Below are 21,851 nucleotides of genomic sequence, written 5' to 3' on the forward strand. Positions count from 1 at the left end.
CATAATGTACGTGCGTGTGCGATGGGCAAATTAGTTCCAGCTTCAAAAACCTCACGGGTATAAATCCTTGCCCTGAGCAAAGTATGCCTAGAGGGGAGAGCCTGATGGCAAAAATCGTTGGGATAGCAGGCAGTTTACGTTCCGGTTCGTTTAACGCGGCGCTGTTGCGCGCGGCCGCCGGAGTTATGCCCGATGGCTCCACTTTGGAAATAGCGACCATAAAAGGGATTCCGCTGTATGACGGCGACATTGAGGAAAAAGAGGGTATTCCCCCCGCAGTGCAGGTCTTGAAAAGCCAGATCATGGCTTGCGACGGGGTGCTGCTGGTAACGCCGGAATACAATAATTCGATGCCTGGCGTATTTAAAAATGCCATCGACTGGTTGTCTCGGCCTTCGGCTGACATTGCCCGCGTGTTTGGCAATCGTCCCATTGCCATCACGGGCGCGTCGCCCGGCGGATTCGGCACGGTCCTATCTCAGGCGGCCTGGCTGCCTGTGCTGCGGACCTTGGGCGTGCGCCCGTGGTTTGGCGGCCGTCTGCTGGTGTCCCGCGCCGGAAGCGTATTTAACGATGCAGGCGATCTCATCGATCAGAAAGTAAAGGCGCAATTACAGCAGTTCGTGCATGATTTCGTCGATTTTGTGAAATCATAATATCGCAGGCAAGTCAAAGCGCATTATGCTAAAGGCGCCCGAACGCGGCTCGCCGATCAATGAGCCTCGCGTTCGAGGAAAATGGATAAAGTAATTGACAAGGTCGATACATATCAGTGCTGTGTGATTTTGGCCGTATTGCCCCAGCCCGACTGAATTATGCTGGCAGTCTGATTCCAGCCGGTTTGAGTAACCCTGGCGTTATTGTTGCCGCCCGTCTGGGCAATATAAGAGACCATATTGCCGCCGTCATGCTGGTCTACCTTGGCGAAATTGTTGCTGCCGGCCTGGCCAATAGTGCTTTTCGTGTAGGCAAAGGTGTCGTGCTGGTCGGATTTGGCGGTATTGTCGCTGCCCCGCTGGTCAATCGACGATAGCGCGTAGTCGTTGTAGGTCTGGGTAATGGCTGCATCGTTGTCACTGCCGGCTTGGTAGATGCTGCCGCCGTTCGACGCCATGGCGGGCGCCCCGAATGCGAATGCCAGACCCAACGCAAGTGCTGAAAGACTGATTTTCATTGTGATTCTCCTCAAATTTAAGACCTGAAATACACCCTAACCCAGCGGTCTTAGCACTGGATTACTTTCGCATAGGCTCCGACGCTGTTGTATTGAGTAACCTTGAGCGGCGGGGCTCCTGCATATTGAGTGACTGACATAGCATTGAAGCTTCCATCCTGGCTTGCAAAAGCCGAGTTTCCGTAACCGTCCTGGGTAATAGTGGCGTTGTTATTGCTGGCGTTCTGATACAGCCTCACCGTTTGCGATCCACCTTGTTCCTGAGTGGAACGACTGGTTATTTCTCTTCGGCGAAGGCAGGCTGGCATATTGCAGATTCACATTGTCTTGAGTGCTCATCCCGGCTTTACCACGACACGGTTAGTGGGGATTTTTCCTGCTTTATTGTTTTATTCTGGCCAAGCTTTTCTGCCTATTGCTCACAACTACCGCTTTTTAAAAACATGTTGAAACTGCCTTTAATGGATCCCATCTTAGATAGGAGAAAGGGGCAGCAACATAGGGCATGCGATTTAATCCCACGTGGCTTTATGGCGTAATTCGAACGTATGAACACAGTCGATTCGCAAGGTGTTGAATAAATTCGAACGCCGCCAACGAAAACTTCAACTGGCCACACATTTGCTTCCGTCTTAGACTTCCAGGCACTATTTGAATGAGGCTGGCATATGTTGGGTACGGCATTGAAGGGCGTAAAAGTAGTTGATTTGTCACGCATATTGGCTGGCCCGTGGTGCACCCAAAATCTTGCCGACCTGGGTGCGGAAGTCATCAAGATCGAAAGACCCGGCAGCGGTGACGATACGCGCGGCTGGGGGCCGCCATATCTGGAATCCGTGGAAGGCGACACCTTGTCCGCCTACTTTACTTGTTGCAATCGCGGCAAGAAGTCCGTTGCGCTGGACTTCACTCAAGAAGCCGACAGGCAGCAGTTGTTGGCGCTGATTCGTGATGCCGACGTGCTGGTGGAAAACTTCCGTGTCGGAACGTTGGGAAAGTACGGGCTGGATTACGATAGCGTCAAGGCGGTGAATCCACGGCTGATTTACACGTCTATTACGGGATACGGCCAAACCGGGCCCAAGGCGCATCGTCCCGGCTATGACTACATTTTCCAGGGGCTTGGCGGTTTGATGAGCTACACGGGCCCGGCCGATGGCGCGCCGGGTGCCGGCCCCTTGCGTACCGGTGTCGCCGTGGTGGACATCTCCACCGGAATGTATGCCACTTCCGCAGTCTTGGCCGCCCTGTTTCAGCGCACGCAAACAGGCGAGGGCGCGTGGCTGGATCTGGCACTGTTGGATGTGGCCGTCGCCTTGAATGCCAACCAGGCCGCCAATTTTCTGGTGTCGGGCTCAAGCCCACGGCGCAGCGGTAATGCGCACCCCAATTTGGCTCCCTACGAGGTTTTCCAGGCCAGTGACGGCTTTTTCATCCTGGCAATCGGCAATGACACGCAATTTGCGCGTTTCTGTGATTTTTGTGAGCGGCCCGAGCTTGCCCAGGATGGCCGCTTCAAAACGAACAGCGGCCGAATCAACCATCTGGCCGCATTGCGAACCATTCTCAGTGAAATACTGGCAACGAAACCACGACAATACTGGACCGAAGAGCTCGATAAGCTGGGCATATCCTGGGGTTCGGTCAATTCGCTTGAAGAAGTGTTTCAGGACGAGCAAGTTCTGCACCGTCAAATGCTTCAAAAAATCATCCATCCCAAGCTGGGTGAAATAAAGCTGGTCAAAAATCCGATGTTGGCCGGAAACCAAGAAGACGGCACGTATCCCGCGGCTCCTCCATTACTGGGCGAGCATACCGCGTCGGTACTCGAATGCTTGAATACAAATATTGAGAGATAAGGAATGCATAAACACATCAAAGTCGGCATCGCCGCATGCCTGTTTTCATTTTCAACCATATCGGCCGCCGCCTATCCGGATCGGGCCATCGAATTCATTGTTCCGTACGCACCGGGTGGGACCACAGACCTGATTGCCCGTATTGTGGCGACCAAGCTCGGCGATGTCCTGGGGCAGTCCGTCGTGGTCGCCAATAAGCCTGGGGCTGGTGGTGCCGTGGGCAGCGCTTATGCCGCACGCCAAAAGCCCGACGGATACACCCTGGTCATGGCCGTGGAGAGCTCGCACGCCGTCAACCCCAGCGTCCGAAGCAAGCCGCCATACGATCCCATCAACGATTTCACTCCCATTAGCAACCTGGCCAATGTGCTGGGCGTCCTGGACGTCAGTGCCAAGTCGAACATCAAGACCTTCCAGCAATTGCTCGATGTGTTGAAGGCGAAGCCAGGCAAGCTCGCCTTTGGTTCATCCGGGCTTGGGGGCTATAGCCATCTGTTCGGCGAACGTTTCCTGAGCGTGACGAAAACCAACATGCTCCACGTGCCCTACAACGGCCTGGGGCCAGCGTTAGCCGGACTTCTGGGTGGTCAGGTCGATGTGGTATTCGACAACCTTCCGTCATCCGCCGGCCAGATCGCCGCCGGCACGTTTCGCGCTCTTGCTGTAGCGGCCCCTAGCCGTGTGAAGAGCATGCCCGACGTTCCCACCTATGCGGAAGTCGGCTACCCACAATTGAATACTCCCTCGTGGTTTGGCATGGCGGCACCGGCAAAGCTTCCCGCTGACGTGCTCGAAACCCTTAACAAAGCGGTCGGTAAGGTTTTGGCCGACCCCAAGGTGATCGATCTGATCGAAAAGCAAGGCGCCGTCCCGGATCATACAAGCCCCGAGGAATTCAAGAAAATCATTGAAGAGTCCAACAAAAGATGGCAGGGCGTCGTGCAAGCCATTGGCTTTGAAAAGCTTTGAGGTGAACGATGAGCGAAAATACTTGGTCTGAACACGCCGATCTGTCGGTGGATGATAGCGGCACTGGAACACTGCGTATCCAGAATGCCGGAAAGCTGAATATCCTAAGCACTCCGGTCATTTGCGCACTGACCGAGGCACTGGCCCATGTTGCCGATCGCGACGACATCCGCGTGCTGGTCGTGCGGGGTGAGGGTGATGGGGCATTCATTGCCGGCGCCGACATCAAAGAAATGGCCCACTTCGACATGCAGCGCGCCGCAGCTTTCATCGATGGCCTTCGCAAACTCTCCGACGCGATACGCCTGCTTCCCAAGCCGGTGATCGCGCGCATTCCAGGCTGGTGCCTGGGCGGCGGTATGGAGTTTGCCTTGGCGTGCGATTTCCGCATTGGCGCGGACGCGGCAAAAATGGGTATGCCCGAGGTCAAGGTGGGCATTCCGTCCATTATCCAGGCGGCTTTGCTTCCCAGACTAATTGGCACGGCGCGTTCCAGCTGGATGCTGTTGACGGGCGAGATTGTGGACGCCGACAAGGCCCTGAACTGGGGGCTGCTTGACAGCGTGGTACCACTGACCGATTTGGACGAAGAGGTCACGCGCGTGGCCCGAATGATGACTGGCTTGGGGCCAGCCGCCTTGGCTCAGCAGAAAAGACTGTTGCGCGAATGGGAGAACGAACCACTTGAAACCTCCATTTTGAATGGCGTGCGCGAGTTCGCGCAGGCATTCAATACAGGTGAGCCGCAGAAGTACATGGGCGAATTCATCAAGGCAAAACAGAAGTCCGTTTAGTGGCGCGACCGTCATCGTTTAATGCCCCTGGTTCCTTTATGCAAGAACCGGGGGCTTTTCGTTTGCGCGGTAAAAAAGCCTATCATTATTGGCCAAGCTGTTTGCGTAACGATCAACGGGACATTATTTTGTGCGCTACGAACTAAAAGACTTGAAGCTTTTTCTTGCCATCGTCCAGGCTCAGAACCTTTCGGCCGGGGCAGCCACGATGCACATGACGGCCTCGTCGGCCAGCTATCGACTGAAAAACCTTGAATACACGGTGGGCAGCGGGCTATTCGTGCGAACCTCGAAAGGGATGACGACGACACCGGCGGGAGAGGTTCTGGCCCGCCATGCCAAGAAACTGCTGGCGAGCGTTGAGACCATGCACACAGAGCTCAGCGACTATTCCGGCAATTTGCGCGGCTCCATCAGGGTGCTGGCCAATAGCAGTTCGCTCAATGGCTTCCTGATACCCAGTCTTGCCAGGTTTCTTACCGGCAATACGGGAATCAATGTTGATCTTAAAGAACAGGAAAGCCTGAAAATCAGTGGCGCAATCGAGGAGGGCGTGGCCGACATCGGAATTGGCTCAGATCTGGACCCCTTGCCCAGCCTGGAGCGCCGGCTTTATGCGCAAGACCGGCTGGTCTGCGTAATGCCTCCCGACCACCCCTTGGCACGCGCGCCTCGCACAGTGTTTGAAGAGATCCTGGACCACGACCTGGTGTCCATGCAACGCGCAAGCAGCAACTTCCTGTTCTTGTCCAACCAAGCACGCCTGGCTGGAAAATCCATGAAAGTCCGGGTGCATGTACACAATTTCAGCGCAGCGCTGTACATGGTCGGAGCCGGTGTGGGCGTCGCCATTGTGCCTGCAAGCATTGCCGGTCCGGCTACCGGGCAGGGACAACTTCTTGCACTACCCATAACAGACGTCTGGGCTGAACGAACGCTGCATTTGGTGCTGCGTGCCGAAACAGGAGATCAATCCACGCTAGTCCGGCAGTTCTCCGAGATTCTGTTGAATGACCCTCAAGTCGTGGAGGCGCGTCAGTCACAGTCCTTATGAACTGAGATGGATTTTCTCAGTTCTGCTGTCGGACACTTGATCTGGGCGCGATACTTCGACACCGTTCTACGTGCGACGACAACTCCCTCGCGAGCCAATTTGCGGGCGAGCACTACATCAGACAGCGGCTCTTTACTTAGCGCAGGCTTTGTGATCGCTGGCGAACATGGTAATGGTGTCCTGCGGGTGAATGGCCGCAACTTAAGTAGCTAAGGCAAAGCACATGAACAAGCATACTTACTTATTCATGTGCCTGCGAAGGCGCTCCAATAATATACGCATAATGTATATTATGTAAAGTTAATGATACGCCTTGCTGAGCATAGATGCCTCACCGGCCATTCAGGACAAATCACTGACAAACCATGCAGCAATGGTTTAGCCTGAGCGATCCGGCCAGAGGTGGTTATACTGCCCTCAAATCAGGCAAGTAAGGCAGGCTTTCTGTCCGGCTCCAGGCCGGGCAACACTACAATCAAGGACCCTCATTATGGTGCTTAAGCTTCACGTCATTATCTGTAGTACCCGGCCCGGTAGGGTCGGCCCGTCGGTAGCTCATTGGTTCAATGATTACGCGGCCCAACATTCCGAGTTTGAGGTCGTTCTTGTCGATTTAGCCGATTTCAATTTGCCGCTGTACGACGAACCTCACCATCCGGCGTTACGCCAATATGAAAAGGAACACACGAAGGCCTGGAGCGCAAGTGTCTCGGCTGCAGATGCTTACGTGTTCGTAACGCCGGAATACAATTACGGCCCGCCGCCCTCCTTCGTGAATGCATTGAACTATGTTTATAAGGAGTGGAACTATAAGCCTTGCGGCTTCGTCAGCTATGGCGGCGTCTCGGGCGGCTTGCGCGCGGTACAACTTGAAAAGCAACTCGTCACAACCTTGAAAATGATGCCAATGGTGGAAGGGGTTGCCATTCCCATGGTTGCCACATTGCTTGATGAGAACAAGAATTTCAAGGCGAATGAGCTCATCATCAATTCGGCGACCACCATGCTCAATGAGCTCTATCGCTGGACCGAAGCCCTTAAAAGTCTACGCAACAAGGATTAATCGTTTAAATGGTGCCCACGCGGGGTGTCGCTGCAAAACGTACCCGCTGCATCGTAGGGGCGACCCTTGTGGTCGCCGCCCTTGTGGCTGCCATAATCCCGCACTCCCAGTGCGCTTGGCTGTGCCTGACTCAGACATGCGATGATTGAACGGCCGGATACTCCTTGACCGCATCCATCACCCGCGTCGAGTATACGAGCGCCGCACCGGCATTGACCGAGATGGCCACGCCCAACGCCTCCGCAATTTCTTCCTTGCTGGCCCCCTGACGGATGGCGGCTTCGGTATGGACGGCAATGCAACCGTCGCAACGCACCGTGACGGCAACCGCCAAGGCAATAAGCTCGCGCACTTTTGCACCAAGCAAATTCTTTTGCTGGCCAGCCGAACTGAGGCCGACATACCCTTTGATGGTGTCAGGACTAAGTTGGGCGACCTCTTTGACGCCGGCACCCACTTGTTTACGATATTCATTCCAATCTAGCATCATGATCAGTTCTCCATTGTTGAGCAATTTAGCGGAAATTCTCGGTGAACATCCGTTACTGGTTTAGGATCCTATATAAGCAGAATGGTAGTTCATTGTGGGTGCCACGCGGCGTCGAAAGGATGAACGGCACCTTGGTCGGTCTGATCCTGGCTGGGGTCATTCTCGCAGTGCATCCTCAAGGGCTGTGGCTCGTCCTGACGCTCATGCTTCTCCAGTTCATCATCGAGATGACCGTGACTCGCAACTATGCTCTGGCCGTCGTGTTCATCACCGCTGCGGCCCTGACCATCGCATCGGGCGGGCATCCCGTGCCGGATGTAGGGCACGTGCTTTGGGTGCGCGGCGTCGATACCTTTATCGGCTGCATGACTGGTCTTGCGATCTTGGCGATGACGACGCTGCGCACCGTAGTGGAGCGCATTCCGCAGGAACTCGTCAATGCGCTGGCGGCGCTTACGACGACGCTCGGCCATGCCGCCGAAGGAGAGGTTACGACCGGCGCTGCCCGACGGGCACGCCGCGATCTTCACATCACATCATTGCCCTGCTCCAGGCCTACGATGTCAGCGTCGGCGCCACGCTGTGGCATCGCGATGTTGCCGAGCGGTCATGGCCCGCGGTCGTCGCGGCGCAGCGGCTTGGCTACCGCGTGCTGTCCGCCTGCTGGTCGCTGGAGTCTGCGGGAGCGGACGCCGCCCCTGAAATGGCTCGCACGCTGTTCGGCCCCGACGGCGAGAGGGAGGCCAGACAAGCGCTGGCAACGCTATCCGATGCCATTCATGCAGGAACGAAGCCCGCGCCGCTTTCCCATCTGCCAGAATTTCTGAACACGGAGATGATAAATCTGCATGACTCGCTCGTGTATAGCCTATCGACTCATGATTAAGTCTCTTATCAACACGATCAACCACAAGTCCTTGAGTCTCGAGTACATCAAAAGACCATTTCAATCCTTCATTGCTACGACCAATTGTTCATAATATCGAACTTATGATGTTCAAATTTGTCATCTGGCCTGCCTATTGAACCCGTCTGCCATGCCCAGATTTTTTTAACCAACAAGGTCTTTAGCGCTGCAATGGACTATCTTTTACATCTGATCGAACAATACGGCCTTACCCTTGTCTTTTTCAATGTACTCATTGAACAATTGGGTACGCCACTGCCCCGTCCTATCCCACACTAGTCATCACCGGCGCATTGCTGGTACGCAGCAGCTATTCAGCGCCTTTGCTGCTGTTCGTCGCCGTGCTTGCCGCATTAATTGCTGATGTCGCGTGGTACCAGGTAGGAAAACGCTATGGCCGCAAAGTCATGTCTTTGCTCTGTCGTATTTCATTCTCGCCTGATTCATGCGTCAGGCAGACTGAGCAGGTTTACTTGCGCTGGGGGGTGCCATCCTTGATGGTTGCAAAGTTTATTCCTGGCTTCGCATCCATCGCCAGCGCATTGGCCGGCGCACTGGGAACCCGGCGCCTGAAGTTTGTTTTCTTCGATAGCTTGGGCGCCGCGCTTTGGGCCGGATCAGCCATTTATCTAGGTTCGCTATTTAGCACAACTATCGGCGACCTGCTGAACGTCCTTGAACATCTGGGCAAGTGGGGCCTGTTCTTAATAGGAGCAGCGTTGTTCGCGTTTATTGCAAGAAAATGGTGGCAGCGCCAGCAGTTCCTGAAGTCCTTATGCATGGCGCGCATATCTATGGACGAACTCCACCAATTATTGCAGCAAGGCACGGCGCCCACCATCATTGATGTCCGCTCTGCGCTCTCACAGGATGAAAGCCGTATACCGGGCGCTGTTCCGATGCAAATAAAAGGGCCTCTCCCCTCTGACCTGGATATGACGCATGACGGTGAAGTCATTGTGTATTGCGCTTGTCCCAATGAAGCCTCTTCCGACCAAGTCGCCAAGCACCTTATGAAGCTGGGCTACAGTCGCGTACGGCCATTGGCCGGCGGCATCCACGCATGGATTGCCGCTGGCTATTCAGTTGAATCGTAAAACTGTCGTTATTCCTCTTATCACCGAGCATGAACGACTTGGACATTATGAAATTATGCCAAGTGCCCCATCCGCTAAAGCGCGACCTTTTGCACTTTGGCGCCTTCAAGCGAGACGCCCGCCATCAGACCCGCGTTGGTAAGCACGAAACCGACAACGGATTGTTTCGCGGTGTTGGTGTCTATTTTGCCATTGGCGCCTATATTGGCAATGGCAACCGTTGCATCAGCGCCAACCGTCCAACCATTGCTGTTGCGAAACTTATCTAAAGCCTCTTGGGTCATGAACAGCAAGACTATTGCCTTGGATTGGGCGCCCGCCTGGAGGCCGATAGAACCAGCCGTAGTGCTGTAATAGCCATCATTGCGACCATTCACCCGCAAGACACCATTACCGTGTTCGGCAGCGATCACAAAGCCCGCGCTCAGAACAGTCGGGAACACTAAGACTCCCTTGGCTCGTTCGACAAGGGCGCGCGAGTCGGGCGCCGACTTGTAAAGCCGGGACAGAGTCGCATTCGCACTCGTGTTAATGTCGCTGCGCTGCTGGCTGGCGGTCGCCTGATCCTTCGGCGCGGTCGTGGTGCAGCCCGAAAATGCCAGGCTGGCCACTGCTACAGCCAGAATGGCTAGACCTTTATTGCGAGACATCGATAGTTTTTGTTTCATAATTAACCTCTGTGATGTTGGAGTGCTGTATTTGCCAGTCAGCAAGAAACATGCCCAACTAAAGAAACAAGTCATTCGCCCAACAATTCCGCTATCGCCTGCATGCCCTCGATGTGTCCTGAAATGACTTTTATAACAACAATAAGAGGAACACAAAGCAACATGCCCCACAGCCCCCAAAGCCATCCGCCAAACAGCAGCCCAATGAAAACGGCAGTTGCATTCATTTTCGCAATCCGGCCCGTCATCCAGGTTGTAATCAGCATCCCAACCACAGCTGAAATCACCAGCAATGCACCGAATACCAGGAACATCATCGAAAACGACTCAAACTGCAAAAATGCGGCAACGCCTATCGCAACCGCGGTGATCAATGGTCCAAAATAGGGAATGACATGAAGCAGGCCGGCCGCGACTGCCCACGCTCCCGGGTTGCCAAGTCCAATCCAGTGCAGCACCAGCCATGTGATGAGGGCCAGAGATATGTTCATCACAAAAAGCATAAACATATATCGCTGGATCGATGTATTGATGTCGTCCAGAATATGAACGGTAATTTTCTTGTTCGTCAGCGTGGGCCCGGTAAGTTTCACCAGTTTTCGCTTAAATGTGTCTCCCGAGAGCAAGGCGAAAAAAACCAGAAAAAGGACCATGAGCAACTGCCCTACCAAACCGACAGCGCTCAATGACCCGGCCCAAAGCCAACCACTGACGTTGAATCCGGGTGGCTTTGCCGCGGCTGCGTCGGCTACCTGATTCTTGCCTTTGGCCCTACTGCCTTTGGTTTCGTTATTTGCCTCTGTGTCAGTCGCCGAACTAGCCGCCTTTTTAAGCGCATCGGTCATGCTGCGAAGCCTATCCAAGGCTCCTAGTTTGCCGTCGTTGGTTCTTATGAGTGCAGCGTTGAGCTTATAGATCGCCATCGGCGTTTCATCCATGATGGCTTGAGCCTCTCTGTATACCGTGGTCGCCACTACGGCTGTCGTGGCCAGAAGACCGAGCATAATGAGACCCACGCCTACAGCGCGTGGCACTTTAATGCGCTCCAGCCAAACGACCATGGGATTGAGCGTGTAGGAGATCAAAATGCCGAAAACAAGTGGGATGAAAAATCCGCGAGCCCATTGCAACGCAAAAACAAATGCGATGGCTGTGAGTATGGACAACGCAACGCTACTGACATTCACTTTGCGATGTTCCGATGGCGGCGTGGCATGGGCCAGTGCAATGGCCGGGCCTGGAGCGATGCCCTGGCTACTCTCTGCATTAGTGGTCAGCACATCGCGCAAGACTGTTTCGGATCGATCTGCATCCATGGGTGCCTCTGGCAAATCAAATTATTGTTCTTGAGTATCAATGCCAGCAATTTTCATGCCGGCCGACAGTCTGGTTCCATGGAAATTTTCCATTGACCGTTTGAGCGTCATAACTCGATCTCCGCAGCCAGAGGCGCGTGGTTGGACAATTGTTTCCATGGGTCCGCGACCTGCCTGGCAGGTTCGAATTGTGTGATGCTTCGCACATAAATCCGATCGAGACGTAAAAATGGGAAGCACGCCGGGAAGCTACGGGCAACCCGCCCTCGCCTTTCATTGAAAATTTCTTTCAAGCCGCTTCGACGCATCAGCAAATGATGTCCGCGCAAGCGCCAGTCGTTGAAATCGCCCGCTACAAGTAGTGGCGCGTCAGCGGGGACATGATCATCGATGCGGCGGCAAAGATCAGATAATTGCAGGCTGCGCTGCTGCTCTCGCCATCCAAGATGGACGCAAATAGCATGTATGTCCGTGTCAAGGGTCACCGGTCTCACCACGCAATGCAGCAAGCCACGCTTCTCGTGCTTGCCTACTGAAATATTTAGATTGTCATAATGCGTGATCGGGTATTTGGACAATAAGGCATTGCCATAATGGTCATACGGGTAAACGGCATTGCGGCCATAGGCAAAATCGGGCCAGATAGAATCGGCCAGGAATTCGTATTGGCTGGTGGCAGGCCAGCGCGCAAGACGGCTCGCATGGTCCTGATGGGCTCCCAGCACTTCTTGCAAAAAGACGATATCGGCCCCCGCTGCCCGGATCGCATCACGCAGTTCGTGCAAAATGAAGCGGCTGTTGAAAACCGTAAATCCCTTATGTGCATTTACAGTGAGAATCTTTAATTTGAATGGAGGATCGTCGATAGTCATGGGGATCCGCAGCGATCGAATATGGATCAGTCAGCAAGTACCGCGCCCAGGGCGTGGATCTCTGAATCCCTTGACCGCAGCACCAAGCCGTGGGCTCGACTTTGTTTGACAAGCAGTCATGCATTGGAATAGAGTGGTTTCCAGGCCGACGATCCGCATCCTCGGACAATCGACACCTGCAAGGCGAATGCCAAAATGGAAGAGACCGAGAAAACTGCTGAGATCATCGCACACGAACTCAACAACATTTTCATGACTATTGGTTTAAGTCTCGAAATGCTAAGCGAGCGAGTCGCCCATGACGAGACCACCGGCCGTCTTTTTGCAGCCGCTCGTCATGGCATAGAGCGTGGCGCAAAGCTCAATCAGCAGTTATTAGCCTTCTCTCGTTGTCAGCTTGACCAGTCGTCTGCGACGCAAGTAACGACACATGCGGGCGACCCGGTTTTATAATAGTTTGCTGTCAGGTTAATTGGAAGGCAGGGAAGACGATGTATCTTTGTCGGCCGCGGCGCCGTACTCTTCAAGCCGGTTGTATAAGGTTTTAAGACTTATGCCCAGCCTTTCAGCGGCCACCTTCTTCACCCCTCCGCACTGCTTCAAGGTCGCCAGGATGAGCTGCCGGTTGGCGTCGGCCAGCGGCACCCCGACCGGCAGCGAAATGTCGCTGCCCCGCCCCGCCGAATGTGACTGCAGATCGAAAGAAGTGAAATTACCTTTAATCACCTCGTCGGCGAGAATATAGCTGCGGTATACATAATTTCGCAATTCCCGTATATTGCCCGGCCATGAATATTCTTGTATGGCTTTCATGGCATCGGGCGCAAAAGACTTGCGGGTGTGGCCTTCTTCATTGAGCTCTTGTAGAAAGTGCTCGGCAAGCAGCACAACGTCACCTTCGCGCTCGCGCAAAGGTGGGAGTTCCAAAGGAAATACGCACAGTCGATAGTACAAATCTTCGCGCAGTGTGCCGTTGCTCACTGCCTGCTCCGGATTGAAATTGGTGGCGGCAATCACTCGTACATCGACAGGGATTTCGGTATTCGTACCCACGCGCATAAAACAGCCCGTTTCCAGAACTCGAAGCAACCGCACCTGCAGTTCCATTGACATTTCGGTGATTTCGTCCAGCAGTAAAGTGCCGCCCTGAGCCCGCTCGAAATACCCTTTATGCTGGCGATCGGCACCGGTGAAACTACCCTTTTCGTGGCCGAACAATTCGCTTTCGATCAAGTTGGGCGAAATGGCGCCGCAATTGACTGGCATGAAGGGTTTGTTGTGCCGGGGGCTGGCCAAATGAATGGCTTCGGCGGCAAGCTCTTTGCCGGTACCGCTTTCTCCCACGAGCAGCACTGTGGCCCGAGTGGGCGCCACTTTCTCAATACGGGCGCACAGCAGTTGCATGGCGCGCGACTTCCCTATCATTTTGATAAAGCAATCGTTTGAACCCGGAATGAGAGGCTCATGCAGCAAAGACTTCAACTCGCTCAGCAAAGCACGTACTCGGTGCAGGCTGACAGGCTTGCGCAGATAATCAACGGCCCCACAGCGCAGGGCATTGATTGCACTGTCAATGCTTGAGTGCCCGGTAATAAAAACAACCTGTGTATCGACCAGTTCAAGGCCTTTCCAAAACTCGATGCCGTCGCCATCGGGCAACATCATGTCGAGCAGGATCATGTCGGGCTTTTGACGTTCAATTTGAATGCGAGCCTGACGTATATTGGCCGCCACCGCTACAGTGTAACCCTCGCCTTCTGCTATTTCGGCAAGCAATTCGCGGATGGTAGGCTCATCGTCGGTGATTAATAGATGCGGCATATGGATTTGATATTAGTGGTTTCAGGCAGCCCGGAATCCGCTGCATAGACGGCTTCCAGTGCGAATGCACATCAGTTCATATTCTGCGTTTCGATTTCCCGCTTGTTCTTTCGATATTTTTTAAAAATACCGTATCTCGTTTTACATTAGGCTGCACCGACCCGAATAGAGAAAATGCAACAGAATGCTAATGGTAGGGATGAAGAAGCTTATTATTACACTTTTAATGTCGTGAATTTCATTACATTGACACTATCTTGACGTTGAGCTCCATGCTTCACGAGCAAGCGCCTGTTATCGGAATCGTCTCACACTCCGTGCTGGTAAAAGACTGCGGATCGCTCACGCAGGCACGGCAATTGCTGCTTGCATATTGATGTCACAAACCCAGGAGTAAACCTATGCTGACACGCGAGCAGATCAAAAACAGCCTTGAATACAATGAAGACATGACGCTGGATGGAGATTGCGGGCCCGGGCGCATTAGTTTTATGACAAAAAGGATGTTGGAACTAATCACGTCCTGCGTCCTTTGACTTGCCGCAGAACGGGCGCCCCAATAGCAAATTGGCGATGAAGGTCTTTGAAATATTGCCATCTGCAATATTTTTTGAACAAGGAAAACCATGAAATCAGACAAATCCAAACCTCGAGAGGCCTATCGCTCGCCGCTGGACACCTCCGCGATTCGGGAAGCGGCAAAGAATATGGATGATGGAGCCGTTACAGCAGGCTATCAAGGTAATCGTGAGAAAATTCTGGCCCTCCTTAACAGCGCCTTGGCAACCGAACTTGTCTGTGTATTGCGATACAAGCGCCATTATTACACTGCAACAGGATTGATGAATACGCCGATCAAGAATGAATTCCTTGAACATGCACAAGATGAGCAAGGCCATGCTGATCAAATTGCCGAGCGCATTGTTCAGTTAAACGGCCAGCCCGATTTAAATCCGGCCACGTTGACCCAGCGCAGCCATGCTGAATATGACAGCTCCAGCGATATTAAAGCCATGATTCGGGCCAACCTTATTGCTGAGCGTGTTGCTGTTGAGTCGTATCGTCAGATCATTGAAAAAATAGGCGATACCGATCCTACGACCAAGCTCATGCTGGTAGGGATCCTGGCCAAAGAAGAGGAGCATGCCGACGAAATGCGCGACCTGCTTGATTAGTTAAAAGTAGGATCAAGATCGGTTACGGTTCCGACTTCAGTATGGGCTATATGACTATATGGATTACCGCGCCGAGCTCATGATCGGGGGCCTTGGTGCGTGGTCAAGCAATTCCCTCATCGCCTCTATAGCGGGAGAAATGACTTTGCGTTGTCGCAACGCGCGGGGCAAACCCCATAGTACGTGCAGCACCATCCACCAGAACATGTCAGATTGCCCGGCCTGCGCAAGTTGAAAATATGTTTCACGCCAGGCCGTGCGCAAAGGACGTCTCATCCATGCCACCCAAATCGCATTGCGGATAAGACGATGTTGCATTTGTCGAGAATCCAGCTTGGAGGCTGGGAAGTGCCGAATCACTACATCGTCCGCATAAACCATGCGCCAGCCGCGTTCAGCCAAGTCCAAAGCCATCAGGACCTCCTCCCCTCCCAGGAAAAACGGCGGCCAGTAGCCTCCCACGTCATAAAAGGCCCGCGTGCGCATAACGCAGGCACCCGCCATAAAACCCAGTAGTTGCGGGCCGGGCAAATGCTCTCTGGCTAAAGGGCTATGCCCCATGGACACGCAAAGCGGATCCGTTTCGCGCTTGGCACCCACTTTTACACAAGCGCTCAGTACAGCCACATCGGACGCTGTGTCGAGCAGATGAACCGCCCGATTCAAGGCGCCCGGCTCCCAGTGCGTATCATCATCGCAAAAAGCAACGTAAGGGGTATGGACGTAGGCCACGCCGATATTTCGCGCCGCCGCACCCAGATTATGTCCAGCGCAGATCAACAACACTTCGGGAAAGCGCGCGGTAACTGCAGCCGCTGTGCCGTCGTTCGAACCGTTGTCAACAACAATGATCGGCCAGCGTTCAGGCAACTTGCAAATCAGCCCAAGAGTGTCCAGTAATTGAGCACAGTGATTACTTGTCAGCACCAAAATCGTGGTACGCGCCTCTACGGAATTTTCCATGGCTTTTTCCCGGTAAACCTATTCCAAGGTAAATAGCATAGAGTGTGCCCAGCGCACCTGCCTTGTTCCAACTGTCGATGGGCCGGTACTTATTACACCAAATCGGTAATTTATAGTTTCGGGCATCACACTCTCTCGATGTGGCGATGTGATATTGGCATGCAGCGGACAGGGCTGCCATCTCGTTTCCATACTTGGCACAGTTATTGCTTGAATCATGATATAGGCCCTGGAGCCCATGTTTCCAAACGAGGTGCAAATTGGTACAGCTCACTTATGATATACAGGCGCGACAGCAAACCAGCCTCACTCCGCGCCTGCAGCAGTCAGTCAAGCTGCTGCAAATGTCTACGCTGGATTTCAATCGGCAAGTTGCCGAGGCAATTGCCAACAACCCCTTTTTGGAAGACCCTGCGGAAGGTGCGCACGCCAGCGGTTTGCGCGCGGCTGATTTGGCCATGGATGTTACCAAGGAAGCATCGGAAGCGCATAGTCAAGAACCCGCAAGTTCAGGCCCGCCCGCCGCTCATGAACCGGATGCGGACGGCCCTGGCGTTGAACACCTCGAATACAACGTAGCCGATTCGGCATCCGGCTATTCGGGCGACTATCCAGGCACACACAGTCACGCAGACAATGATGTGGGCTTATGGGCGCAGAGCCCAATCAACCTGCAGGACTCGTTGCGCGCCGGCCTGTGCGGCTATGAACTGAGCGCGCGAGAACGATGTCTGATCGAATTTATCATTGAAGCGCTTGATCCGGACGGCTATTTGCGAACTTCGTTTTCCGATCTGGCCGGCGCCAAACAGTTCAGCCCACCGGTCAGCGATAGCGAATGGATCACCGCCTTGAAGCTGGTACAGCAGTTGGACACGCCAGGCCTGGGCGCGCGCGATCTGTCTGAATGCCTGAGCTTGCAACTGAACGCCCTGCACGATGATACCGTGGGCCGCGGACTGGCCCTGCGCATTGCCGCCGATGCGCTCGAACAACTGGGGCGTTGCGATTACAGCGGGCTGGCCAGGCTTATGGCTTGCACAGAACAACAGGCCAGGCAGGCGTGTGCGTTGATCCGCCGCCTCAACCCTCGCCCCGCCGCCTGTTTTACTCCGGTCGAACCCTCATGTTATGTCATTGCGGATGCAATTGTGCGCAAGGTGGGGAAATTATGGATGACGACGACAAATCAGGATGTGGCGCCGCAAGTGCGCCTGAACAACACCTATGCCAAATTATTTCGCGAATCCCATGGTGGCGACCGTTCTCCGATGGCCAACGCCTTGCAGGAAGCGCGCTGGCTGGTGCGCAGCCTGGAGCAGCGCAATGCCACCATACAGCGCGTGGCGCAAGCCATCGTAGCTAGGCAACAGACGTTTTTCGACTATGGCGCAGTGGCGCTACGCCCCATGATGCTAAGCGAAATCGCCGATGAGCTCGGCTTGCACGAATCCACCATATCGCGTGCAACTAACCATAAATACCTGGCATCTCCAACGGGAATCTTCGAATTCAAGCATTTTTTTTCGCGCAAACTGGCAACTCGATCAGGAGGGTCATGCTCGGCTATGGCCGTGCGTGCGCTGATTCAGGAAATGATCGAGGAAGAAAATCCTAAAGAGCCGCTGTCTGATGTAGTGCTCGCTCGCAAATTGGCTCACGAGGGAGTCCTCGTCGCGCGTAGAACGGTATCGAAGTATCGCGCCCAGATCAAGCGTCCGGCGGCAGAGCTGCGACGATCTGCGTGATAGTCTCCAGCCCAGAGTGTCCGGCCTTAGTCCATCCTGGCTGGAATCCTGGTGGGCTTGCTCCGCTTTGGCCGCGCTGCCGCCTGGTATTGAGTGTTAGAGTTTTCTATAAAGTCTTTAGCTGCGCCTGGTGGCTCCAACAGTACCTGGCGCGACTCCCAGGCGAGCATTTTTTGTTGCAATTGGTGCCTTATCATCGATAGCCTCATAGGATGATTGATGGTTGAAAGCCGAACCTTGCCGCGCTGCAAAATCGGTACATGCAACATCAAGTTCAGACAGCAGGCTCAGCGTAGTCGAATTGCAAAGCCTTTTCTGTACGCTGTCATACATAGAGAAGATTACAGCAACCAGTCAATTGGCAGCTCCGACAATACGGACACGCCGAACCGCAGCCAGAATCCTGTGCCTGGATCGGTATCGTACACAATCACCTTACCGTCCTTATGTTCCAGCCATCGCAGTTCACCAGCCGGATTCAGGCGGATTTCGTAGGCTCGGCTCAGAACATTGCCACCGATCGCTTGAGGAATTGCCCGTGCCATTTGGGGGCTATCGATTACAAAACCCATTTCGGTGTTGAGGCGTGCGGAGCGAGGATCGAAGTTGAACGATCCTATGAATATACGCGAATGATCGATCGAAATTGTCTTGGCATGCAGGCTGGAGCCCGAGCTCCCAGTCAGGTTTCGTTTCCTGGAACTCCTTCCCGGCTCCAGGCGCTTCATTTCGAACAAGGCAATGTCTGCGCGCAGTAGCGGTTTTCGCCGCTTCGCGTAGCCCGCATGGACGATGGCCACGTCGGTGGCTTCCAGCGAATTGGTAAGAATGGTGATTTTTACGCCACTCTTTGCCAAGGCGGCAAGGTAGCGAACCCCTGTCGAGGTCGGCACAAAGTACGGCGACACGATCTGCAACTCGTATTCAGGGGATCCAAAAATACGCTCGAGCCTCTTGGGCAGCAATTCATTATCTGTTGCGAGACCCAGCCCTTTGGCCGGGTCGTCACTAATCATATGAGTGGTAGCCCACACAAAGGGCAGATGGCCCTCGCGCAACTGTTTCTGAAACGGCAGCGCGGCGAGCGTCTGTTCGTAGGCATGCCCGACCGGCTCTTGTTGGGCTGCAGTGGCGGCGGCCGACAGATCTGAAATAGAAGTCGGATCCACCTTGGGTAATATGCGGTCGGCGGGATAGGATGAGCCGCTCGCCCAATAGCGATCAAAATCCTTCGAGACCGCCTGCACCACCGGGCCAACCGCCAGCACATCCAGATCAACAAACAAGAAATCCTGACCTGCGCCAAAGTACTCGTCGCCTATATTGCGCCCACCGACGATAGTGACTTGATTGTCGCTGGTAAACGATTTGTTGTGCATGCGGCGGTTCAATCTGGGAAAATCGGCCAGATAGTCCAGAACCCGCCAACTGCGATGCATAAAAGGATTGAACAGGCGCACCTCGATATTGGGCTGCGCGTCCAGGGCCCTGAGGATGCCGTCAATATCACGGTTATTGTCATCAAGCAGCAGCCGAACCCTGACGCCTCTTCGGGCTGCGCGACTCAGTGCTTCAAACAGCAAGGTCCCCGCTATATCGTTATGCCAGATGTAGTATTGGACATCAAGAGAACGCTGCGCCACATTCGCCAGGAAAATTCGAGTGGCCAACGCTTGGGGGCCGTTTGCCAAGGGTATCACTCCGGATTTTCCGGGATGCGCCAGCACAAGCGGCTCAAGCAAAGTGCCCAGGGATGTATCGGCTGTATTCTGAACGGCCACAGACTGGCTCCGCCCTTTCAGAGAAGGCAATTGCGCGCAGCCAGACAGCAGCAGGACTACGGCCATCGGTGCGCAAAGAGTACGTAGGCCAGGCCATTTCATGAGCCTTCTCCATTTAGCCACACTGGATAGTATCTTATTGGATCCAGGACGGGTTGGAGCTCAGCGCCAAACTGCCCGACAAGCCAAAGAGGCCTGCGTTTGTCGCGGAGCCAGCAATTATAAAAATTGTTTCGCCGCGACAGTTTTTCGTAGGAATTAGTTATAATAATAACCATTATCATTTGTATTTAATAAAAAGTGCTTGAACCACACAGCACGACCTGAAGTTACCCGGAGAAGACTTCCCTCATGAATCGCTACACCCCTGTCGGCACGGCCCTATTTGCTCTATTTGCGTCACCCACTGCCATCGCACAGCAGCCGCCCTCCAATCAGCAGCCGGCCGGCATTGCAACTTTGCAAACCGTAACCGTTCACGGAGTGACTGCCAACGACGCTTTCACCGTTGATCAAACATCATTGAACAAGCTGCCGGCCGCACTGTCATGCTGTCGCTGGCTTATCGCATGTAAATCACTTTGAAACTACACAACAATAATCATGCTGATCTCGGTTCCAAACGTACTTGATCCGGAAAACGTCAAAACTGTCCGCAATCATCTGGACCAGGCCGGCAGCGCCTGGGTCGATGGGCGCGTAACGGCCGGCTATCAAGGCGCGCCGGTAAAATTCAACCAGCAGATCGACGAGCGCTCCGACGTGGCGCAAGCCTGCCAGAAAATCATTGTGGGCGCACTGGAGCGGCATCCGCTGTTTATCAGCGCTGCGCTACCCAATGTGGTCTACCCCCCCATGTTCAACCGTTACGGCGAGGGCATGAATTTCGGAGCGCATGTGGACGGCAGTTTTCGTATCCATCCGCACACTGGGCAAAAACTGCGCACGGATGTTTCCGCCACCCTGTTTCTCAGCAACCCCTCAGACTACGACGGTGGCGAGCTGCAGATGGAAGACACATATGGCGTACATGCGGTCAAGCTGGCGGCCGGCGACATGGTTATTTATCCAGCAAGCAGCCTTCACCTGGTTACCCCGGTTACCCGCGGTGTGCGCGTGGCCTGTTTTTTCTGGGTACAGAGCCTCGTGCCCGATGACGGGCGGCGTTCGCTGCTCTTCGACATGGACAACGCCATCCAACGCCTGAACCAAACGGGAGCGGACGCCGCCGCGCGCCGCACGCTGATCGGCTGTTATCACAACTTATTGCGGCAATGGGGCCAGCCTTGAAGGTTGGCACCTGCATGCCTATTTCCAATGGATTACGATGAATACTACTCAAACCAGCAATACCACGCATGCGTCACGTGCGCGACAGCATAACCGACGCGCCGGATTTATACGCTGGATACGCAAGACCCATGGCTGGATTGGGCTGTGGGGAGCCCTTCTTGGGCTGCTGTTCGGCACCAGCGGCATCTGGCTCAACCATCGGGCAGTGCTGAAACTGCCGGCGGTAGCCCAGCAACGCACGACCATGCAAATTGCCGTCCCCGACCCGGCTCCGCCCAATGCCAAAGAGATGGGCCTCTGGCTGCAGGGAGCATTGAATCTGGACAGCCCACCCTCGATACGCGTCGAACCCGCCCGTCGGGTCGCATGGGCGGAACCGGCAACCGCCGGCTCCGCGCAGCCATCCATGCACATGCAGCCGGAACACTGGAGTTTCAGGTTTGGCGGCCCGCATTCCCTGACTCTTGTAGATGCCTGGGCGGGTAACCGTTCGGTAAGCGTGCGTCGCACCGACAATAGTTTTCTGGGCACGCTCATGAACCTGCATAAAGGCGTGGGAATGAGCATCCCGTGGATCTTGCTGGTTGATACCTTGGCGGGATCTCTGATTTTTCTGTCGATTTCGGGTGTAATCCTGTGGGTGCAAACCAGCCGCAAGCGAGCTCTCGGGACATTGATTTTCGCGTTGTCGGCCGCGACAATCGCCGGATTAATCAGCGTGCGCTTATAACCCAGCCGATTCCAATGCCCCGCTGCCTTATCTTTTCGGCTGGCTTCGAAAGAAAGCCAAAGGCGGCGTCGCCAAGC

General features: G+C 54.3%; 23 protein-coding genes and 1 pseudogene. 14 read left to right on the forward strand and 10 right to left on the reverse strand.

The window, feature by feature from the left end; genetic code table 11:
* Positions 1 to 104: 104 nt before the first annotated feature.
* Positions 105 to 656 carry an NADPH-dependent FMN reductase gene (locus LSG25_RS02545; RefSeq protein ID WP_232744538.1) on the forward strand — a complete coding sequence of 184 codons (552 nt, stop codon included), beginning with the start codon at positions 105 to 107 and terminating at the stop codon, positions 654 to 656.
* A gap of 113 nt (positions 657 to 769) precedes the next feature.
* Here LSG25_RS02545 and LSG25_RS02550 read toward each other — a convergent pair whose 3' ends face one another.
* The gene (locus tag LSG25_RS02550) at positions 770 to 1,174 is read right to left on the reverse strand and encodes a hypothetical protein (protein ID WP_232743155.1); all 405 of its coding nucleotides are present in this window, start codon (positions 1,172 to 1,174) and stop codon (positions 770 to 772) included.
* Between the two features lie 50 nt (positions 1,175 to 1,224).
* Entirely contained in the window at positions 1,225 to 1,482 is a 258-nt protein-coding gene (locus LSG25_RS20475; RefSeq protein ID WP_370635939.1) for a curlin repeat-containing protein, read from the reverse strand.
* Positions 1,483 to 1,842: 360 nt separating this feature from the next.
* Here LSG25_RS20475 and LSG25_RS02555 point away from each other — a divergent pair, with 360 nt between their 5' ends.
* The 4 genes from LSG25_RS02555 (at position 1,843) to LSG25_RS02570 (ending at position 5,850) form a co-directional block, all read left to right on the forward strand.
* Positions 1,843 to 3,033: a CaiB/BaiF CoA-transferase family protein gene (locus LSG25_RS02555; protein WP_232743156.1), complete on the forward strand. Its 1,191-nt coding sequence runs from the start codon at positions 1,843 to 1,845 to the stop codon at positions 3,031 to 3,033.
* Between the two features lie 3 nt (positions 3,034 to 3,036).
* A complete protein-coding gene (locus tag LSG25_RS02560) occupies positions 3,037 to 4,002 on the forward strand; it encodes a tripartite tricarboxylate transporter substrate binding protein (protein ID WP_232743157.1) in 966 nt (321 codons plus the stop codon).
* A gap of 8 nt (positions 4,003 to 4,010) precedes the next feature.
* Positions 4,011 to 4,796 (forward strand): enoyl-CoA hydratase, encoded by a 786-nt coding sequence (locus LSG25_RS02565; RefSeq protein ID WP_232743158.1) that lies wholly within the window; start codon positions 4,011 to 4,013, stop codon positions 4,794 to 4,796.
* A 130-nt stretch (positions 4,797 to 4,926) separates the two neighbouring features.
* Complete coding sequence (locus LSG25_RS02570) at positions 4,927 to 5,850, forward strand: LysR family transcriptional regulator (RefSeq protein ID WP_232743159.1); 924 nt, start codon at positions 4,927 to 4,929, stop codon at positions 5,848 to 5,850.
* Here LSG25_RS02570 and LSG25_RS20420 read toward each other — a convergent pair.
* Positions 5,832 to 6,050, reverse strand: coding sequence for a hypothetical protein (locus tag LSG25_RS20420; protein WP_255696620.1), 219 nt, complete (start codon positions 6,048 to 6,050; stop codon positions 5,832 to 5,834). The two genes, LSG25_RS02570 and LSG25_RS20420, sit on opposite strands and share 19 nt — an antisense overlap.
* 290 nt (positions 6,051 to 6,340) lie before the next feature.
* On the opposite strand from LSG25_RS20420, the gene LSG25_RS02580 reads away from it, so the two are divergent.
* Positions 6,341 to 6,913 (forward strand): NADPH-dependent FMN reductase, encoded by a 573-nt coding sequence (locus LSG25_RS02580; protein WP_232743161.1) that lies wholly within the window; start codon positions 6,341 to 6,343, stop codon positions 6,911 to 6,913.
* Positions 6,914 to 7,043: 130 nt separating this feature from the next.
* On the opposite strand, the gene LSG25_RS02585 is transcribed toward LSG25_RS02580, so the two are convergent.
* Positions 7,044 to 7,400 (reverse strand): carboxymuconolactone decarboxylase family protein, encoded by a 357-nt coding sequence (locus LSG25_RS02585; protein ID WP_232744539.1) that lies wholly within the window; start codon positions 7,398 to 7,400, stop codon positions 7,044 to 7,046.
* Positions 7,401 to 7,501: 101 nt separating this feature from the next.
* Between LSG25_RS02585 and LSG25_RS02590 the strand changes: the two genes are divergently transcribed.
* Both LSG25_RS02590 and LSG25_RS02595 read left to right on the forward strand, forming a co-directional pair.
* Complete coding sequence (locus LSG25_RS02590; protein ID WP_255696736.1) at positions 7,502 to 8,230, forward strand: FUSC family protein; 729 nt, start codon at positions 7,502 to 7,504, stop codon at positions 8,228 to 8,230.
* Between the two features lie 251 nt (positions 8,231 to 8,481).
* Positions 8,482 to 9,407 (forward strand): annotated as a pseudogene (locus tag LSG25_RS02595) (rhodanese-like domain-containing protein).
* A 74-nt stretch (positions 9,408 to 9,481) separates the two neighbouring features.
* Here the strand turns inward: LSG25_RS02595 and LSG25_RS02600 are convergent.
* The 3 genes from LSG25_RS02600 to LSG25_RS02610 form a co-directional block, all read right to left on the reverse strand.
* Complete coding sequence (locus LSG25_RS02600) at positions 9,482 to 10,075, reverse strand: YSC84-related protein (protein ID WP_232743163.1); 594 nt, start codon at positions 10,073 to 10,075, stop codon at positions 9,482 to 9,484.
* A gap of 71 nt (positions 10,076 to 10,146) precedes the next feature.
* Entirely contained in the window at positions 10,147 to 11,391 is a 1,245-nt protein-coding gene (locus LSG25_RS02605; protein ID WP_232743164.1) for an AI-2E family transporter, read from the reverse strand.
* 107 nt (positions 11,392 to 11,498) lie between these two features.
* Entirely contained in the window at positions 11,499 to 12,257 is a 759-nt protein-coding gene (locus LSG25_RS02610; RefSeq protein ID WP_232744540.1) for an endonuclease/exonuclease/phosphatase family protein, read from the reverse strand.
* A gap of 201 nt (positions 12,258 to 12,458) precedes the next feature.
* Between LSG25_RS02610 and LSG25_RS02615 the strand changes: the two genes are divergently transcribed.
* The gene (locus tag LSG25_RS02615) at positions 12,459 to 12,716 is read left to right on the forward strand and encodes a histidine kinase dimerization/phospho-acceptor domain-containing protein (protein ID WP_232743165.1); all 258 of its coding nucleotides are present in this window, start codon (positions 12,459 to 12,461) and stop codon (positions 12,714 to 12,716) included.
* 15 nt (positions 12,717 to 12,731) lie between these two features.
* Here the strand turns inward: LSG25_RS02615 and LSG25_RS02620 are convergent, their stop codons facing one another.
* Positions 12,732 to 14,084, reverse strand: coding sequence for a sigma-54 dependent transcriptional regulator (locus tag LSG25_RS02620; RefSeq protein ID WP_232743166.1), 1,353 nt, complete (start codon positions 14,082 to 14,084; stop codon positions 12,732 to 12,734).
* 626 nt (positions 14,085 to 14,710) lie between these two features.
* Between LSG25_RS02620 and LSG25_RS02625 the strand changes: the two genes are divergently transcribed.
* Positions 14,711 to 15,259, forward strand: a complete 549-nt coding sequence (locus LSG25_RS02625; protein WP_232743167.1) for a ferritin-like domain-containing protein — start codon at positions 14,711 to 14,713, stop codon at positions 15,257 to 15,259.
* Between the two features lie 63 nt (positions 15,260 to 15,322).
* Here LSG25_RS02625 and LSG25_RS02630 read toward each other — a convergent pair whose 3' ends face one another.
* Positions 15,323 to 16,222: a glycosyltransferase family 2 protein gene (locus tag LSG25_RS02630; RefSeq protein ID WP_232743168.1), complete on the reverse strand. Its 900-nt coding sequence runs from the start codon at positions 16,220 to 16,222 to the stop codon at positions 15,323 to 15,325.
* 260 nt (positions 16,223 to 16,482) lie between these two features.
* On the opposite strand from LSG25_RS02630, the gene rpoN reads away from it, so the two are divergent.
* Complete coding sequence (gene rpoN, locus LSG25_RS02635; protein ID WP_232743169.1) at positions 16,483 to 17,970, forward strand: RNA polymerase factor sigma-54; 1,488 nt, start codon at positions 16,483 to 16,485, stop codon at positions 17,968 to 17,970.
* A 341-nt stretch (positions 17,971 to 18,311) separates the two neighbouring features.
* Here the strand turns inward: rpoN and LSG25_RS02640 are convergent, their stop codons facing one another.
* The gene (locus LSG25_RS02640) at positions 18,312 to 19,853 is read right to left on the reverse strand and encodes a phospholipase D family protein (RefSeq protein WP_232743170.1); all 1,542 of its coding nucleotides are present in this window, start codon (positions 19,851 to 19,853) and stop codon (positions 18,312 to 18,314) included.
* Between the two features lie 249 nt (positions 19,854 to 20,102).
* Here LSG25_RS02640 and LSG25_RS02645 point away from each other — a divergent pair, with 249 nt between their 5' ends.
* From LSG25_RS02645 to LSG25_RS02655, 3 genes are read left to right on the forward strand one after another with little or no spacing between them, the layout of a single operon-like run.
* Positions 20,103 to 20,336, forward strand: coding sequence for a hypothetical protein (locus tag LSG25_RS02645; RefSeq protein WP_232743171.1), 234 nt, complete (start codon positions 20,103 to 20,105; stop codon positions 20,334 to 20,336).
* A gap of 18 nt (positions 20,337 to 20,354) precedes the next feature.
* Positions 20,355 to 21,041, forward strand: a complete 687-nt coding sequence (locus LSG25_RS02650; RefSeq protein WP_232743172.1) for a Fe2+-dependent dioxygenase — start codon at positions 20,355 to 20,357, stop codon at positions 21,039 to 21,041.
* A 37-nt stretch (positions 21,042 to 21,078) separates the two neighbouring features.
* Positions 21,079 to 21,774 (forward strand): PepSY-associated TM helix domain-containing protein, encoded by a 696-nt coding sequence (locus LSG25_RS02655; RefSeq protein WP_232743173.1) that lies wholly within the window; start codon positions 21,079 to 21,081, stop codon positions 21,772 to 21,774.
* Positions 21,775 to 21,851: the final 77 nt, after the last annotated feature.

This window comes from Paralcaligenes sp. KSB-10 (genome assembly GCF_021266465.1).
GTDB lineage: Bacteria > Pseudomonadota > Gammaproteobacteria > Burkholderiales > Burkholderiaceae_B.

Excerpts from the sequence above, each read along its gene's own strand:
- LSG25_RS02545 (WP_232744538.1), top strand. The coding sequence starts at position 105 with ATGGCAAAAATCGTTGGGATAGCAGGCAGTTTACGTTCCGGTTCGTTT.
- LSG25_RS02550 (WP_232743155.1), bottom strand. The coding sequence starts at position 1,174 with ATGAAAATCAGTCTTTCAGCACTTGCGTTGGGTCTGGCATTCGCATTC.
- LSG25_RS20475 (WP_370635939.1), bottom strand. The coding sequence starts at position 1,482 with ATGCCAGCCTGCCTTCGCCGAAGAGAAATAACCAGTCGTTCCACTCAG.
- LSG25_RS02555 (WP_232743156.1), top strand. The coding sequence starts at position 1,843 with ATGTTGGGTACGGCATTGAAGGGCGTAAAAGTAGTTGATTTGTCACGC.
- LSG25_RS02560 (WP_232743157.1), top strand. The coding sequence starts at position 3,037 with ATGCATAAACACATCAAAGTCGGCATCGCCGCATGCCTGTTTTCATTT.
- LSG25_RS02565 (WP_232743158.1), top strand. The coding sequence starts at position 4,011 with ATGAGCGAAAATACTTGGTCTGAACACGCCGATCTGTCGGTGGATGAT.
- LSG25_RS02580 (WP_232743161.1), top strand. The coding sequence starts at position 6,341 with ATGGTGCTTAAGCTTCACGTCATTATCTGTAGTACCCGGCCCGGTAGG.
- LSG25_RS02585 (WP_232744539.1), bottom strand. The coding sequence starts at position 7,400 with ATGCTAGATTGGAATGAATATCGTAAACAAGTGGGTGCCGGCGTCAAA.
- LSG25_RS02600 (WP_232743163.1), bottom strand. The coding sequence starts at position 10,075 with ATGAAACAAAAACTATCGATGTCTCGCAATAAAGGTCTAGCCATTCTG.
- LSG25_RS02605 (WP_232743164.1), bottom strand. The coding sequence starts at position 11,391 with ATGGATGCAGATCGATCCGAAACAGTCTTGCGCGATGTGCTGACCACT.
- LSG25_RS02615 (WP_232743165.1), top strand. The coding sequence starts at position 12,459 with ATGGAAGAGACCGAGAAAACTGCTGAGATCATCGCACACGAACTCAAC.
- LSG25_RS02620 (WP_232743166.1), bottom strand. The coding sequence starts at position 14,084 with ATGCCGCATCTATTAATCACCGACGATGAGCCTACCATCCGCGAATTG.
- LSG25_RS02625 (WP_232743167.1), top strand. The coding sequence starts at position 14,711 with ATGAAATCAGACAAATCCAAACCTCGAGAGGCCTATCGCTCGCCGCTG.
- LSG25_RS02630 (WP_232743168.1), bottom strand. The coding sequence starts at position 16,222 with ATGGAAAATTCCGTAGAGGCGCGTACCACGATTTTGGTGCTGACAAGT.
- LSG25_RS02640 (WP_232743170.1), bottom strand. The coding sequence starts at position 19,853 with ATGAAATGGCCTGGCCTACGTACTCTTTGCGCACCGATGGCCGTAGTC.
- LSG25_RS02645 (WP_232743171.1), top strand. The coding sequence starts at position 20,103 with ATGAATCGCTACACCCCTGTCGGCACGGCCCTATTTGCTCTATTTGCG.
- LSG25_RS02650 (WP_232743172.1), top strand. The coding sequence starts at position 20,355 with ATGCTGATCTCGGTTCCAAACGTACTTGATCCGGAAAACGTCAAAACT.
- LSG25_RS02655 (WP_232743173.1), top strand. The coding sequence starts at position 21,079 with ATGAATACTACTCAAACCAGCAATACCACGCATGCGTCACGTGCGCGA.